We start from the raw sequence: 15,380 nt of genomic DNA, 5'->3' as shown, positions 1-15,380 counted from the left end.
GGTTGATCCGATCCCTAACCGCCTGAAATCGACGGTCAACCCGCCACAAAGCGGCGGGAATCGCGAGAATTCAGGCGTTCCGGAGAATTTTTGGGGTGGCCGGATTCGTTATCGCCGATCATCTTGGCGGTTCAATTTCCTGAAAGGGCGGAAAGGTTGTGCCGGTGAGTTCCTCGCCCGTGGAGGCCAAACGCGACAACGACCTGCTCTCTCTGGCCCTGAAGCTGGTTCGCAGGCATCGCGGCATGACCGCCGCCGAGGTCGCCTCGGCCATGCGGATGGCCTTGCGAACCTACGAACGGTTCGAGGCCGGAGGCAGTCGCCTCAATATCGACTACGTCCACCGCTTCGCCATCGCCACGAACAGCGATCCCTACGCCATCATCATGGCGGTCGCGATCGGCTCGCCCGAACTGGCGCCACGGTGCGCCGACAACAAGCTGATCACGATCCTGACCGTCGGTTCCCAAAGGTTCGATCACGTCCTGGGCGACCGGATTTATCACCTTGAGGCCCGGGCCGTCATCGCAACAGTCTGCGACATGTTTGACGATCTTGTCGCCCATAGTGATGAACAGCAATTGGCGACGCGATGGCTGAAACGCGGCGTCGCCGATCTGTCGTCCGTTCGACCGAAGCCCGGCCGCTGAGAAATATACTTCGGATATAGTTTGGCGAATGCTTCACGCGAGCGCTCATTGCCTTGGCCACGCCCGTGGCGATCAACCAAGGAGAGACCGAGATGAAGACGACCAAACTGCGCCTCGTCAGCTTCGGCAGCGCCAAGGCGCTGACCCGCGACGGCATGGGCACTGAGTTCAACGAGGTGAAGATCGCCGACAGCCTCTATCCGCCCGCCGGCTGAAGGCGTCGCGGAAGGCCGTCCGCGGTCGTCCGCCGCATTCGCAGGCCTCGTTTCACCGGCCGGATTTCGGCCACGGCAAGGAACATCAAGTCATGAAAAACCTCAAACTTCGCCTCATCAGCTTCGGCAGCGCCAAGGCGCTGACCCGCGACGGCATCCCGGGCGACTACAACGAAGTGCATATCGCCGACAGCCTGTATCCGCCGGCAGGCTGACGGCCTCGCGGGCGGCCGCGCAGCGGTCGTCCGCTTGCCGACGGGCGGGGATCGGAGCCTCACTGCGAAACCAGGATTTGCGGCGTTTCCACCGGCCGCATCGAGCCACAGGAGCTGCCGGATGGTCAGGCTTTGGTGCCCATCGCACATCCATCTCGCGGCGCTCGACGAGGACATCATCGTGCTCGACGTCGCGGCGGATCGGTACAGCTGCCTGCTGGAAGCGAACGCCCATCTCTCTGTCGGTCCGGCCGGCGCAATCCTGGCGGCCGACGAAGAGGTCGCTGAAAGCCTGCTTGGCGCATCCTTTGCCTCACGCTCACCCTGCAAACTGACCCGCCCCGTCATCATCCCGGCGCGGCGCGAAGTCACGCCGTCCGCCACGCCGACGCGCTCCGACGTTCTCAGGGCGGCGATCATCCTGCTCACGGCCACGCTCGCCTTCCGCCGCAAATCCTTCTCGGAACTTCTGCATCCCCCGGCTTCCTCGGCGCACGCGTCGGAAGACGCGGACGTCGCCGCGCTCGGATTGCTGCTGGGCGCTGCCCGGACGGCGCGCCCCTGGGTTCCGAATGAGGGCGAATGCCTGCAACGCGCCTATCTTCTTCGCGCCTTCCTGGCGGGGCGCGGTGTGCGGACCGACTGGATCTTCGGGGTTCGGACGTGGCCGTTCTCCGCCCATTGCTGGCTGCAGATCGGCGACCTCGTGGTCGGAGATCGGCTGGACCGGGTCAATCGCTACACCCCGATCATGAGGGCCTGACAGTGGGACGCTTTCTTGTCGTCAGCCGCCGTCAGACCGATGACCAGGCCGCGGCGCTGTCCCGCGCACTGGAAGAGGACGCCCGCAGCCTTGGGTTCTCTGTTGTCGAACTCAACGCCCACGCCTGGCTTGCCGTCCGGGGACCGGGCGTCCCTCGACGGATCGACGTCGGGGGGTGGACACTGATCGGCGACGTCTTCAATCGACGATCGCCTGTGCTTCCATCGCCTCGATTGGACGATCCTTGGGACTATGAGCGAAAGCTGATGGCTCGGTGCTGGGGGCGCTACGTGGGTGTGCGCTTCGGAGCCGGCGACCAGCTTGCCGCCGTCCTTAGAGATCCCTCGGGCGCGCTGGAATGCGTGACCTGGCGCCAGGATGGCCTGGCGGTCGTTTGCGGCGCCGCCGAAGACTTTGTTCTGAGGCGTCTCCGGCCCGCATGGCGGCTGAACGTCAGACGGATCGCCGAGGCCTTGCGCGACCCGGTTCCGGCGACAGGCGCCCTCTTGCTGGACGGCCCGATTGCACTTGAACCCGGATCGGTGCTGGACCTGTCGTCCGACCGGCCGCCAGACGAGCTCTGGACGCCCGCCGACTTCGCCCGACGCAGCCTGGGTCGCGCCCCCAATCTGGATGACGCGGCGGACCAGCTCAGGTCCGCGGTCGACGAAGCTACGGCGGGCCTGGCGGGCGTATCGTCCCCTCTCGCAGCCGAGGTCTCCGGCGGTCTGGATTCCAGCATCGTCGCCGCCAGCCTTGTGACCGGTGCTCCGAACGGGGTGGCGATGTGGCTCAACGCCTTCGGCGCCGCGCCGGAGGCGGACGAGCGGACCTACGTCGAGGCCCTTGCGAATACGCTCGGCATTGCGCCTCACTGCGTGCCTCACGCGGCCGAGCCGCTAGCGCAGGTCTGGCTGGAAGCGCTGTCGCCGGGCTTCCGTCCCGGCCTCACCGCGCTTGACCGCCCTCATGATCTGGACTGGGCGCGCCGCCTGGAAGGCGCCGGGATCGTCGGCCTGATGACCGGCGCAGGCGGAGACTCCGTCCTGTTTCAGCGCGCGACGATGGATGTCTTCGTGGATCGTTGGCGCGCTCGCCCCTGGCGCGACCTGTTCGCCCCGGATGTCGTCGAACTGGCCGCCTCCAACGAAATCTCCGTCTGGACGATGATCGCCGACGCGCGCCGCCGCCGACGCGCGCCGCATCCGGCGCCCCGCCGGGATCACCCCATGCTGCCGGCGCTCTCCGGCGCCGGCCCGCGCCACCCGTGGCTCGAAGGCTGGGATGAGTTCGGGCCGGCCAAGGCGATGCATCTCGCCGGCGTCGTCGACAACGTCGCACGCCACGGTCCTTCGGAGCTGACCGCACGTATCGACGTGAGACACCCACTCTGCGCCCAGCCTGTCATCGAGGCCTGCCTCGCTTTGCCGACAGTGCTGCTCACAGCAGGCGGGCGAGAGCGCGGTCTGGCCCGCCGGGCGTTCAGGGATCGTTTGCCCGCCCAGATCATCGACCGTCGATCGAAGGGCGACATGACGCGCATCTATGGCCGGATGATCCTGGACGGACTAGACGTCCTGAGGCCCTGGCTGATCGAGGGCCGACTGGCTGCGCTGAAGGTGATCGACCCCGAGGCTGCCGACCGTGCCCTCTCCCGCGAGGCGCTTGTGTGGGGCGGACGCTACTCGACAATCATGGTGGCGGCGGCTTTTGAGAGCTGGGTGCGCCGGTGGGAGGCCCGGCTGAAGCCGCCGTTGTGACGCCATCGCTGGGCAGGGTCTCATCGAGCCAGTCGAAGATCAGCCGATAGCGCTCTCGGATGTTTGCCGGGCTCCAAGCATGGTGATGTTCGCCCCAGAAGGTGACGATCCGGGCCGTCTTGCCCTCCCGGGCCAGGGCGCTGAACATCTGCTCGGCTTGGGTCGGCGGCACGAAATCGAGGTCGGCCGTCAATAGAAGGACCGGCGCCGTCACGCGATCCGCCCGCAGATACGGGCTGGACTGGAGGTAAGCATCGAGATCCAGCCACGGCGGCACGCCAAAGCCACCCTGTCCCGCCTCGGTAAAGGCCTGACCCGACTGCAACGACATCCTGTCTTCAGGCTGGATTCGGGCCGTCGGCGCGAACCCGCCCCAATGACCCGGGAAGTCCGAGAGCGAGGCGGAGGCGATGTAGGACTGGTAGCGGTTCGAGCGAGTGGCGATTTCCAGCGTCGCGTAGCCGCCGAAGCTGTGGCCATAGATCGCCATCCGTCCGGACGGGAGCTCGGGATGAGCCGCCAGGGCGGCGTCGACGGCCAGATCGACGGCCCGGACGTAGAGGTCGCCCCGCTCCCCCGGCGAGGCGTCGACGTTCATGGACGGACTGAGCACCGCAAATCCCGCGGCCGCGAGGACGGTGGACCGCGTCCCATAGGTCAGGGTCAGGGGATCCCACCAGACGAAGCTGTCCGCCGCTCCAGGATAGACGCGCACGATCAGTCCCCGGATCGGACCCGGCGGCAGGTAGAGCCAGCTTCGTGTCGCACGACCCTCGTTGTCGAGATGGGAGATGGCCATGGGTTCGATCAGGCGGATGTCCCGCTTGTCGGTGTTGACTGCATCGATCGCCCAAGCGTCGCCGCCCTGGCGGACCATCAAGGTCTCCGCGAGCCCGACCCGCTCGAGTACGAGGGCCGCGTCGCCGGAGACGGCCAGGACACGAGGTCGGGCGTCCGCGCCGGCGCCGATACTGCGGACCCCGCCCCTCTCCGCCACGAAGCTCTCTCCGTCAGCGTCCAGCACCGCCGCCCAGCTCCGCCGAGGCGCGTCGTTGCCGCGGAACCGGCCGACCCGCTCCGCGTCGCTCGGAATCGCTTCCTGAAAGGCGGTTCGCCCGGACGTCCGCTCCGGCGTACCGTCCCTCTGGACCCGCCAGACGGCGCCGTCGGCGACGACCAGCAGGGCCTCGGCCGAGGTCGCGGCTAGGCGCGGCGGCGCAGTCGCCAGCGTCGCCGTCAAGGCCCTCGGCGCCGCTCCGGTTCCCACCGCGGCCCAGTCGAATCGGGCGCCGGCTCTTGGGCGGGCGTAGATCACGGGCGCGTCGCCAAGCCAGTCCGCGCGGACGCCAGCGACGATCGCCTCGGCGGTTCCAGGCGTCAGATCGCCGAGATCCGGAACAGCCACATCATCGAAGCCTGCGATGAGCAGCCGGCCGGCCGTCCAGTCCGCGCCATCTCTTCGCGCCCAGATCAGGACCGCTCGGGAGTCGGGGGACCAGCGCAGGAGGTTCGAGGCGACATCCCAATCGCCGGTGACCTCTGTCCGACGATCGCCGTCCAGTCCGATGAGGACCAGGGTCTGTCGCTCGTCGCCCTCGAGCTGAACCCGCGGGGCGCCTAGGACGGTGGGCCGGTCGGTCGCTTGCACGACGGCGACAGCGCTGCCATCCGGCGCGACTGCGAAATCGCTGATCCGACCTTCCGCCAGCCGCCTCCGTCGCCCAGTCTCCAGGTCCAGCTCTACCAGAGCCTGCCCTTCGTCCGGCGTTTCCGGCCGAACCACGCCGTCGCGGGCGTCGATCAGGGTCCTGGAGGGTTCCCGCCCGAGCGCGCTCCGTCGCCAGGCTTCGGTCATTCGGGCCTGTGCTCCGCTGAACCGGCGGATCAGAACCGGCAGGGACCGGTCCGGTCGCGTCAGGACGACAACCTCGTGCGCCGAAACCCATTCGGCGGACGCCCCCTCCGGGGGAGTCTCCGGGGTCAGGCCTGTCCAGATCACAGATCGGTCGGCTATCGTCACCACGCCGAACTCGTACTCGTCGCCGCGAAGCCGTGAGATCAGCAGCCGACCGCCGTCGGGAGACCAGGCGACGACCTGAAGACCCAACCCCTCTTCCGGCAGCAGTCGCTGAGGCTCCTGGTCGGGCGCGGACAGATCGACCAGCCAGAGGTCCATGATGGTCCATGGCGCCCGTGCTGCGAGATCGAAGCGGGTGGCTGTGTCGTAAGCTCCCCGTTTCTCATAGACCGCCCAACGGCCGTCGGGAGAGATGGCGGCGCGTCCGAAGGCCTCCAGTTCGACGATATCGTCGATCGTGACCGGCCGACCGGAAACCGCGTCTTCCGCCTGGGCGGCTGACGCCAGACAGGCGAGCGCCATCAACGCCCCGACAAGGGCTCGGATCGTTCCTCGCATGATCCGGCCTCACCAGCGGCGGGTCAGCTGAAGGGAGACGACGCGACCCAGGAGGCTGGCCTGGCCGGGATCGAAGCCATAACCGGTTGGCCCGTCATAGAAGGGCGGCGTCTCGTCCAGCAGGTTGTCCGCGCTCAGCATCACCCTCAGTCCCGGGAAGGCGACGGGCGACCAGTTAAGTTGGGCGTCGAGCGTGTCCCAGGCTTCGATCTGCGTGCCGAGGCGATCCTCGTAGCCATTCACGTGGGACCAATGGACGCCGACGTCGAAGGCGCCGCGTGACCATACCGCCCCCGTGCGCGCGCGAAGCTCCACGGGATAGCCGAGCAGCCCGGCGACAGACCGCACCGGCGCTGTCGGCGTCGATTGCGTCTCGTAGTCCAGGACGTAGGACGCCGAGGCGTCAAGGCTCAGCAAGCCGTCGTAGAGGGGCCAGCCGTGGCGTGCCGAGACGTCCAGCCCCCGGATCCGCACCGCGCCCGTGTTGACCCATCGTGAGTCGACGATGGCGGCGTAGGTGTTGGTCGGATAGAGGGTCGAGAAGCCCGGTCGATCAGCGTAGCTCTCGATGAGCGCCAGGTCCGCAGGGTTGGTGGCGGGACTGATGAACCGGACGAAGCTCGACAGGTTCGGGTCCGTCAGGGCCGCGAAGGCGTTCTCGTTCACGGGCCGGGCGATCCGGTCGGAGAACTGCGTGTCGAAATAGTTGAAGCTGAACGCGACACCGCGCCGTGGGCGGTAGTCGAAGCCGAGCGTCAAGGTCTCCGCGGTCTCGGGCGCAAGATCCGGGTTGCCCCCGGACAGGAACAGCGTCAGGGCCCGCGATCCGTCAGCACGGGTCAGGAAAGTCGGGGAGACGCCGCCCTGGTCGAACAGCTGAGGCAGGGCTCCGGCCCGAAACGACGTGCCCCAGGAGGCTCGAACCCCGAGACCCTCGAGCGGCGACCAGATCAGCCCGATCTTGGGATTGGTGGTCGATCCGAAGTCGCTGTACTCTTCGAAGCGCGTGGCCAGGGATATGTCCAGGGCGCGAATGCCCGGGCGGGCGTTGGCCTCTCCAATGATGGGAATGCGGGCTTCCGCGAACACGGCCGTGATCGACCGCTCGCGCTTGGGGGTGAACATGCGGATCGGCGACGCCGTCGACAGAAGGAGGACCCCTTCGGTCTCGAAGCTCTCGTCTCGCGCCTGGGACCCGATCGCGATCTCCAGATCCCCGCCCGGCAGACGCAGCACCGGACCCTGGGCGAGGATGTTCGCCGAGGTGGCCCGGCTGCGATTGTGGACCTCGCTGTAGCCGCCGCCGATGAAATCCAGAACGGCGCGGCTGTTCGCCGCTCCGTTTCCGAACATGTTGAAGTAGCCGTCCACGGCCGCCCGGAAGGACGTCGCCGGATCATCGGGGATGTTGCCGAGCGCCTCGGCCAGGAACCGGCTGTTCACCCGGTTCGTGGCGCCGAAATCCGCCCGCTCCTCCGCGCCGGAAACGTACCCCTCCAACGTCCACTCCGCGGAGAGATCGTATCGGGCGCCGATCGTGACCCCGAGGCTCTCCGACGTCGCCTGGGTGCGTGAGGCGCCAAGGTCGCGGTAGAAGGAGTAGGCGATGGTGTGGGACGGCGCTCCCGTCGGAGACACGAACCACGGGTTCGCACGGCCAACCGTGAAAATCCCGGCGTTCGCCGCCGTGGCGAGCTCGTTGCTGCGATGATTGTACCGGATGTCCCCGGTTATCTCGAAACGGTCCCCCAAGCCTTGGCTGAGGCGACCGTAGACACTGTGCCTCTCCACCGAGGGCAGAAGATCGGCGCCCAAGGCGGTGGACTGGAGGTTGACGTCCCCTGCGGCGAAATCCGCGGGGCCTTGAGCTGTTCCGCTTGCGTTTGGCCGGATGGCATACCGCGTGACATAGGCCGCCGTCGCCGCATCGAACGCCACAATGTTCCCGGGCGCGCTGTAGAATGTCCGGCGGTCGGTTCCACCGAAGGGGCGGAGATCGCCGTCCGCGGTGTACGGCCGATCGGCCGAGTTCAGACCATTCGTGGTCTGGTATTCGTACGAGAGGTAGGCCGAGCCCGTGGACCAACTGTGGCCCGCGAGATGGGACACGATCAGATCCTCGGCCCCTCCCCTGGCTGCGGACGCGCGCAGGCGGGTCTCATGCCCATCGAACGACCGCCGCATGATCACGTTGACCACCCCGGCGATTGCATCCGCTCCATAGAGGGCGGAGGCGCCGTCGAGCAGAACGTCCACCCGCTCGACCGCAGCGGACGGCAGGGCCGAGACGTCCGTGAACTCGGCCCGCGACCCGGTCCCTGCGAGACGCCGACCGTTGACGAGCACAAGGGTGGAAGCGGGACCCAGCCCGCGGAGGTTCACCCCCGTGGCATAGACGTTGTTCGAGGCGCCGAGGTCCGAGTTCATCGTCTGGACGATGGGCGTGGCCGACCCGGCGTAGTTTTGCGGCAGGGTGGTGAGCGCTTCGGCGACGGTGCCGAAGCCTCGACGATCCAGCGCATCCCGATCGAGCATCACGACGGGCGATGCGAGGTCGCCTGACGACCTCAGAAGCGTCCCGGTCACCACGACGTCGTCGATCTCGGTCGCCTCGCCCTCCCCTGCCGCCAACCGGGTCCGCTGAAGCGCGAACACGCGCGGTCGGCTCTGCGTCCAGGTCAGTCCGGATCCTTGAAGCAACCGATCCAACGCGGCCGTCGGCTCAAGCCGCCCGCTCACCCCCGGCGACCGCAGGCCTTCGACCAGTTCGGAGGTGAAGAAGATCTGCTGATCGGACTGGGTGGCGAAGGCGGTCAGGGCGCCGCGCATCGGCCCGGCCGGGATGTTGAACTCCCGCGCCGACTGGGCGCACGCGCTCGTGCTGACGACGGCAAAGCAGGCGACGGCGGCGACGCCGGATAGCAGGTGGATACGGCTCATTGGTTCGGTTTTCCCCTCGGCGCCCCGCGGCGTCAAAGGAAGAGACCGTCGAGACCCCGGGTTACCCCGGAGCCGTACCCGGATTATTTTCACGTCTCGACAGACCGATCGACCCGTCGGCCTTCGGAACGGCGTCCAATCCCATCACATCGGACGATGCGGCCACGAAGGCGTCGCGGTCTCCTGTCCGGAACACGCCGTTGACCGCGACCGCGCGGATGGCGGGATCGTCGATCTCGATCTTGGCGGTCAGATAACGGTTCACTTCAGAGACGGCCTCCTCGAGGGGCACGTCCGTGAAGATCAGCCGTCCTGTGGTCCAGCTGGTCTCGGCGGCGGTGTTCACGTCTCTCGTCGTGACGCCACGGGCGGACACCTGCGTCTTCTGACCGGCCGCCATGCGGCGCGGCGGAGCCGCGACGTCCGCCGCGACCACATCGACCACGCCGGAGACGAGGGTGACATCGACCCTCGGGCCGGTGCGACGGACGTCAAAGACGGTGCCGACGGCGGTGATCCGGGTCCCGGCGGCGTGGACGACGAATGGTCTGCCCGCGTCGTGGGCGACGTCGAACAGGGCCTGGCCCTGGTCCAGATCGATCCTGCGTTCACCGTTCTCGAACCGGACATGTATCCGGGAATCGGTGTCGAGGCTGACGCTGGATCCGTCCGCGAGTTGCACCACCCGCTGTTCGCCCACGCTGGTTTCGTACACGCCGCGCCCATTCCACCAGAAGGCCCCGCCGATCACCAGGGCGATGGCGGTAGCGATGGCCAGCCCTCCGAAGATCACGGATCGCCGTCCTGGCGCCAGGCGTCGATGTCCCCTTTGGCGCGCGCCTTCGAGAGCGGCGGCGATGTCTGGATCCGCGCCAAGGCCCCTGCCCTGCTTCCAGACCAGCTCGACGCGCCGGTAGGCGTCGGCGTTGCCGGGCCTGGATCGCCACTCGAAGAAGTCCTCGATGGTCTTGGTCGCAACGACGGTCGTGCCGAGGCGGGCGTGCCAGTCGGCCGCCTCTTTCTCCGCCGCTTCAACCCGCACATTCGGGTTGGACATATCTCGCCCCATTCTAGCGCCGGAGCTGAGCGGCGCAGTGGGCCAGGGCCCGGGTCATGCGCCACTCCACGGTCTTTGGGGAGATCCCCAGTCTCTCGCCGATCTGGGCGTTGGTCAGACCGTCGAGGCGAGACAACAAGAAGACATCGCGAAGGGGTTCTGGCAAGCTGAGGACAATCTGCGTGAGCAATACACGGTCAGCCTGGTCCGCCTCGAACCGATCTAGAGGGGCGGCCAGCCCCTCGGCTCTCACCCTCAATCTGCGTCTGTGATGACGATTTGCCGCTAGGTTCATAGCGACCCGCAATAAGAACGCTTTCGGATGCCGAAGCTCAGCAGGGTTTTCGATCGAAGCGAGACGCAACCAAGTGTCCTGCGCGAGGTCGTCACTGTCCTGGCAACCAAATCGCCGGCGAAGGGCTGCCGTCAGCCAGCGATCATAGCGTCGGTGCAGCGCGCTGATCCCGGTGAATTTTCCTCCGGCAAAGCTATCCGCCCCGTTAGCCACACTCCGCCTTCCGCTCCTGCCCGCTGCATCCACCAAATCGATGCAGCCAAATCAGCGTAACCCACAGGACGAATGGTCACTATAGTGACTGGTTCAAATTGTCGATTTCACGCCGCTTGCTTCAATGAAGCTGGCGCAAACCTTCGGTCGGAACGTGCGTCTGATCCGCCAGGGAAAGGGCCTCACGATTGAGACGCTGGCAGACGAAGTCTGCCTCTCCTACAGCTACGTAGGCGAGCTGGAGCGCGGCAAACGGAATCCGAGCCTTCGCGTCATTGGACGGTTCGCTGAGGTTTTAGGCGTCTCCCCTGCAGAGTTGCTCATCTAACTTCCCGAACTTCGTCAGTCGACAAGGATCGCTAGGCCTGCAAGCACAGTTGAACCTTCCGCTGAGCACGAACCTGGGCATGTTGGCCGAATGGTTACTATCGTGACTGGTTCGCGAATGAGCTTCACGCGCGGTTGCGCTCATGAAGTTAGCTCAAATCTTTGGGAAGAATGTCCGTCGCGTAAGGGCGGAGAAGGGCATGACCATAGAAGGCTTAGCCAATGAGGTCGGACTTTCGTACAGCTACGTAGGTGAGTTGCAGCGCGGGAAGCGCAATCCAACCCTCAAGGTCGTTGAACGGATAGCAGGAGCGCTCGGTGTGAGAGCGGTCGATCTCCTCAGGGAGTAAATCCGAGACCATGCCGGTGGGAAAGGATTGCTGCGGCTTTCAGACTTCATATGACACTGCCACGGAAACATTGATCGCCTAGCATCCTAGGATACCGCCGACGGCCATTGAGATGGAGGTCCTTGGCGAGATCGCGGAAATCACCCATATTGGCGTCATGAAGGTGAACTCGCCCGAATCGCTCGAGACCGCCCAGAAGCTGGTTCGTTCCCATGGCAGCTGGTCGAACGTCCGCGAAAAATCGCGCGTGACGCGTGACGGTGTCTTCGTGGTCGATATGGACGACAAGGCGGTCGATGAAGCGCTGAAGCGTCTGCGACGAGACCGGGCCGCTTGAACGCGGGTCTGAACCTCCTAACCGCCCTCTTCCTGCTGGCCCCCGGGTTCGGGGCCTTCGCCGGGGTCTATTTCACCGGCCTGAGACGCCCCTTCCGGCCCGCGCCTGCCGCGCCGGGCTCCCTCCTCGCCTTGGCGCTCGTGACCGTCGGAGCCCTGCTGGCCCACGGCCTGTCCTCCATCCCCTACGCGATCCAGGAAAGCGTCTGCTCGGCAGTCCGCTGCATTCCCGTGGTCTTCCAGCCGAACCCCTACGTCACCCTGATCGACCCGACAGCGGCCATGGGCGCGCCCGGCGTCTCCCTCATGATCGCGCTGCTGCACCTGGCGCTCGTCGCTCTGTTGGGGTTCGGACTGGGCTGGGGCGGCATGAAGGTCGCGTCCGGTTATCGTTCCTTCCAGTCGTTCTTCTACGGCTGGACCGACGAGCTGACGAATCGCGCCCCGACGCGCTACCACGCGATCAACGCCTTCGTCGTGACCGATGTCACCCACGATCATCTCTCGCTCGGCTACGAGGGCACCCTGCTGGACCTGCGACAGGAGGCCTCCGGCAAATTCCTCTCCGCGACCCTGCGCGATGTGCAGGCCTTCGTGATCGATCTCCAGGCGACAGAAGTGAAGCGCACCAAGGTTCCCCGGCGGGATCCAATCCCCTTCATGGTGCTGGAGGCCGAGAACGTGAAGAACGTCGCGCTCGCCCTCTATTTCGACGCTAAGGCGGCGGCGGCCGTCACCCCGGTCGAGATCGACCGGATGACCAAGGCCGAGCGGGAAGCGCTGGAACAGGCGCTGGTCGCGGCGAAGGAGGCCGAAGCCCGGCACAGCCTCGACGAACCGCCCAAGACACAGTGGGACGCCGCCCCGGAAGCCAAACCCGCCGTTGAATCCGAAGGCGCCGCGACGCCCCCGGCGCAGTCTCCCCCCTCGACGTCGAAGGCCCCCGCGCCCCGCAGACCCCGGCCGGCGAAGAAGGCCGACCAGGCCCCACGATAGCTGGCCCGATCAGCGCTCCAGAGCCGCGCCGCGCCCTTGGACCACCTGCGCCAGGCCGTTGCCGGTCGGAGCCAGGACGACCGTTCGCCCGGCCTCGACGCGGGCCGCGCCGGCCCTGAGGCGGCCATAGTGTTCGGTCCCGTCCCGGTCCCGAACGATCACGAACGGCATCGCGCCAGCTTCGTCGTGAAAGCCGGTCTTGACCACCCTGCCCCTCACCGGCGCATGCCCAAGCGGCCGCACGTCCTTGGCCCCCTCGAGTTGCCGCTGGTTCAGGGTTCGGATGACATCTCTCCGCACCTGAAGCGTCCGGAGTTTCGTCTCCATCTCCCCGTCGAGCCGGTAGCGCCGCCCAGTCCGAACGGCGAGCCCAAGCCCCTCGAGATGGCGCAGCCGACCGCGCGTGAGCGCCGTCCAGGCGTCCGTCCCGCCGACGCCGTCATCGACCAGACTATCGGCGCCCATCGCCCCCAGCAGCCGGCGGTCGAAGGCTGTGAACCGATCCGCCGTGGTCTCGCGCCAGACCCGCTTCTCGGCGTCCACCCGCGACAGGTCGCCCAGCCGCTCCTGCGCGACCTCCTGGGCCCGCGCCCGGAAGCCGTAACCCATGTAGTCGCGCGGAATGACCAGGTCGCGACCGTCGGCGCGCCGCCCGCGCACCAGGACATGGGCGTGCGGCTGGTCGGTGTCGTAATGGCAGGTCGCGATCCAGTTCAGTCCGGGTTCGCCGAGATCGGCCGACACCCGCCCCATGACCTCGCGCACATAGGCTTTCATGTCGTCGATCCGGTCCCCGTGCTCTGGCGAAACGATGAAGCGAAAATGGTGCCGGTCCCCGTTCCATGCCTTCGTGACGGCGGTCAGCTCCGACCCCTCCCCTTCGCGGTCGAAGAACTGCGGCCTCTCACCCTCGATCCCGGCGCCGGCTCGGCCCAGGTAGGCGACATGCGAGGCCAGGGCCGCCGCCCGGTCGGCGCCCTTGCCCGTGTGGCGAGACACCATGGCCTTGACGATGACCCGCTGGCGGACATCCAGGCGAAAGGCGCGGCCCGATCGGTTCTGGGCCGCGCGGAGCACCCCCGTTCGATCTCCGAGGGCGAACATCCGGGAGCTGGCCAGACGCTTCATCATCCCGGTGCGGACGGGGTCACGCTCGACCTTCAGGCGCAGGGGAAGCCGGAGGTTGACGTCCTGCCGCGCATGGTCGCCGCCCGCCGACAACCGGGTCTCCATGGCCTCGCGAATGAGCATGACGATGGCTCCAATCCCGTCACCCGGACGCCGGCGGCCGACAACTCATTCCAAGTCATCTCGACCGAAAACGACGGCTCCCAAGAGGCTGAAAGTATAAGAGAAACGAGACCCGCCCGACACACCCTTTTATCTTGCCCTCCAGCCCTTTTCGCGGATTTCCAGACGTCGCCCGCAAATGCTCGCGCATCGGATCAACAGTCATCAACACGCGCTCAATCGAACAGGCCGCCCAAGAAATTAGACGACCAGATTGCAGCACGCCGCCGGACGACGAACGAAAACCCGCCCGGCCGAAGCCGAGCGGGTCTGTCATCCAGTCTCGATCGATCAGGCCGCCTTCGCCTTGATCGGCACGTGCCGAAGCCCGGACTCCATCGCCTTCTGACCGAAGTTCGCCGCCGGTCCGAACGGCCGTTGGTCTTCCGACCTCGCCCGATCCACCGAATGCACCAGGGTGAGGCAGCAGGCTGGCTCGAGCGCGATCAGTTCGTCGTTCGCCCGGAAGGGAGCGGCCTTGCCGTGCGTTTCGAAATCCGCCCGGGCGAGGATCAGCTTCACCCCCTTCTGACCGGCCCATTTGATCGCCAGCTTCTCGGAGCCCTTCGCCCCGGTCGTCGCGAGCGCCATGTCCGGCCACTGCTTCAGGGCCCAGTTCAAGGCATCGAAAATCCGGCCCGCGTCGCCCTGGGTGTCTGCCGTCGGCGCGCCTCGGAAGGCGACGATCGTTCCACCCGGATCGGCTTCTCCGTCCCGTCGTTTCCGGATCGCCCGGATCGCCGTCTTCGCCTCCAGCTGGGCCGCCGTCAGATGCGTGCCCCGCCGCGATCCCCGCCAGGCCGTCCAGACCTCCCCGGTCGCGACCGTCCAGGTTTCGGCCGCCGCGTCCCGGATAAGCTCGGCTGCCTGCGTCGCCGCGTCGCCGGCTCGCGCCTTGGCCGTCGCCTCCTGAAGCTCGGTGTCCGCAGCCTCCGATCCGTCGAAGTCGCGGTCGAGCGAACGCATCGTGTCCCGCGCCCGGTCCGCGTCGCGTTCGATCCGGTTCGCGATCGAGTGAAAGGCACCGATCAGTCCCTCACCCAGGATCGTCTGATAATCCTCCAGCGCGGTGTCGCCGATCACGTCCAGAAGCTCGGTCATGAGCGCTCGCCCGAGCTGGATCAGGGCGTCCTCGGTCGGATGCGGACGATGATCGCCCAGCGAACCGGTCAGGTCATCGAAGGCGGAGTCGGATTTAGCGGAGAAGGGGGATGAGTAGGTTTGCATGGTGTCATTCCGTATTCTGAAATGTCGAGCGCCCCATGCGCAACGACCCCGGTTTTGGCCACGGCGGGGTCCCCGGCAGTCACCGGAGCGGCCCGCCCTTCGCGGGCCGCGCAGGGGAACGGCGCAGCCGTTGACTTCCGGGGTGCCGTGACAAAATCGGAGGGCGTTGTGTGGGGGCAAGTCCTCGACCCGCCTTCGGGGCGAGGACACCGTTCGGCGCCGTCGCGCCGATACGAACAGCGAGGCATCGATCTTCGGTCCGACCGTCGGCGGCCACGCCGCCGACGCCACACCGGCGCCTGAGCTGCCAGACTTCGTCATCAACATGAC

At 66.9% G+C, this 15,380-nt stretch carries 15 protein-coding genes; 9 read left to right on the top strand and 6 right to left on the bottom strand.

What is annotated here, in order from left to right; translation table 11 throughout:
• Positions 1-164: 164 nt before the first annotated feature.
• The 5 genes from ABN401_RS03445 (at position 165) to ABN401_RS03425 (ending at position 3,603) form a co-directional block, all read left to right on the top strand.
• Positions 165-650, top strand: coding sequence for a helix-turn-helix domain-containing protein (locus ABN401_RS03445; protein WP_349683438.1), 486 nt, complete (start codon positions 165-167; stop codon positions 648-650).
• 92 nt (positions 651-742) lie between these two features.
• A complete protein-coding gene (locus tag ABN401_RS03440) occupies positions 743-865 on the top strand; it encodes a hypothetical protein (protein WP_268865008.1) in 123 nt (40 codons plus the stop codon).
• Between the two features lie 92 nt (positions 866-957).
• Positions 958-1,080, top strand: a complete 123-nt coding sequence (locus ABN401_RS03435) for a hypothetical protein (protein ID WP_268865007.1) — start codon at positions 958-960, stop codon at positions 1,078-1,080.
• A gap of 121 nt (positions 1,081-1,201) precedes the next feature.
• Positions 1,202-1,843 carry a lasso peptide biosynthesis B2 protein gene (locus ABN401_RS03430; RefSeq protein WP_349683437.1) on the top strand — a complete coding sequence of 214 codons (642 nt, stop codon included), beginning with the start codon at positions 1,202-1,204 and terminating at the stop codon, positions 1,841-1,843.
• Positions 1,844-2,109: 266 nt separating this feature from the next.
• Positions 2,110-3,603 carry an asparagine synthase-related protein gene (locus tag ABN401_RS03425; RefSeq protein WP_349683436.1) on the top strand — a complete coding sequence of 498 codons (1,494 nt, stop codon included), beginning with the start codon at positions 2,110-2,112 and terminating at the stop codon, positions 3,601-3,603.
• On the opposite strand, the gene ABN401_RS03420 is transcribed toward ABN401_RS03425, so the two are convergent.
• The 4 genes from ABN401_RS03420 to ABN401_RS16310 all read right to left on the bottom strand — a co-directional run bounded on the left by ABN401_RS03420 (position 3,536) and on the right by ABN401_RS16310 (position 10,524).
• On the bottom strand, positions 3,536-6,019 hold the full coding sequence (locus tag ABN401_RS03420; RefSeq protein WP_349683435.1) for a S9 family peptidase: 2,484 nt from the start codon (positions 6,017-6,019) through the stop codon (positions 3,536-3,538). The two genes, ABN401_RS03425 and ABN401_RS03420, sit on opposite strands and share 68 nt — an antisense overlap.
• A gap of 9 nt (positions 6,020-6,028) precedes the next feature.
• Entirely contained in the window at positions 6,029-8,959 is a 2,931-nt protein-coding gene (locus ABN401_RS03415) for a TonB-dependent receptor domain-containing protein (RefSeq protein WP_349683434.1), read from the bottom strand.
• Between the two features lie 61 nt (positions 8,960-9,020).
• Positions 9,021-10,016, bottom strand: coding sequence for a FecR family protein (locus ABN401_RS03410; RefSeq protein ID WP_349683433.1), 996 nt, complete (start codon positions 10,014-10,016; stop codon positions 9,021-9,023).
• 13 nt (positions 10,017-10,029) lie between these two features.
• Positions 10,030-10,524: an RNA polymerase sigma factor gene (locus tag ABN401_RS16310; RefSeq protein WP_432763515.1), complete on the bottom strand. Its 495-nt coding sequence runs from the start codon at positions 10,522-10,524 to the stop codon at positions 10,030-10,032.
• Between the two features lie 124 nt (positions 10,525-10,648).
• Between ABN401_RS16310 and ABN401_RS03405 the strand changes: the two genes are divergently transcribed.
• The 4 genes from ABN401_RS03405 to ABN401_RS03390 all read left to right on the top strand — a co-directional run bounded on the left by ABN401_RS03405 (position 10,649) and on the right by ABN401_RS03390 (position 12,533).
• Positions 10,649-10,852 carry a helix-turn-helix domain-containing protein gene (locus ABN401_RS03405; RefSeq protein ID WP_349683432.1) on the top strand — a complete coding sequence of 68 codons (204 nt, stop codon included), beginning with the start codon at positions 10,649-10,651 and terminating at the stop codon, positions 10,850-10,852.
• A gap of 142 nt (positions 10,853-10,994) precedes the next feature.
• Positions 10,995-11,201, top strand: coding sequence for a helix-turn-helix domain-containing protein (locus ABN401_RS03400; RefSeq protein ID WP_349683431.1), 207 nt, complete (start codon positions 10,995-10,997; stop codon positions 11,199-11,201).
• A 112-nt stretch (positions 11,202-11,313) separates the two neighbouring features.
• The gene (locus ABN401_RS03395) at positions 11,314-11,538 is read left to right on the top strand and encodes a hypothetical protein (RefSeq protein WP_349683430.1); all 225 of its coding nucleotides are present in this window, start codon (positions 11,314-11,316) and stop codon (positions 11,536-11,538) included.
• Positions 11,535-12,533, top strand: coding sequence for a hypothetical protein (locus ABN401_RS03390; RefSeq protein ID WP_349683429.1), 999 nt, complete (start codon positions 11,535-11,537; stop codon positions 12,531-12,533). Before ABN401_RS03395 ends, ABN401_RS03390 begins: the two co-directional genes overlap by 4 nt.
• A gap of 9 nt (positions 12,534-12,542) precedes the next feature.
• Here ABN401_RS03390 and ABN401_RS03385 read toward each other — a convergent pair whose 3' ends face one another.
• Together ABN401_RS03385 and ABN401_RS03380 are read right to left on the bottom strand one after the other, a co-directional pair.
• A complete protein-coding gene (locus ABN401_RS03385) occupies positions 12,543-13,784 on the bottom strand; it encodes a DUF3363 domain-containing protein (RefSeq protein WP_349683428.1) in 1,242 nt (413 codons plus the stop codon).
• Between the two features lie 330 nt (positions 13,785-14,114).
• Positions 14,115-15,050 carry a DUF2493 domain-containing protein gene (locus ABN401_RS03380; RefSeq protein WP_349683427.1) on the bottom strand — a complete coding sequence of 312 codons (936 nt, stop codon included), beginning with the start codon at positions 15,048-15,050 and terminating at the stop codon, positions 14,115-14,117.
• Positions 15,051-15,380: the final 330 nt, after the last annotated feature.

Origin of the sequence: Brevundimonas aurifodinae (genome assembly GCF_040195595.1) — a bacterium.
In the GTDB taxonomy this organism is placed as follows: Bacteria; Pseudomonadota; Alphaproteobacteria; order Caulobacterales; family Caulobacteraceae; genus Brevundimonas; species Brevundimonas aurifodinae.
This window is presented reverse-complemented; position numbering and strand designations above follow the sequence as displayed.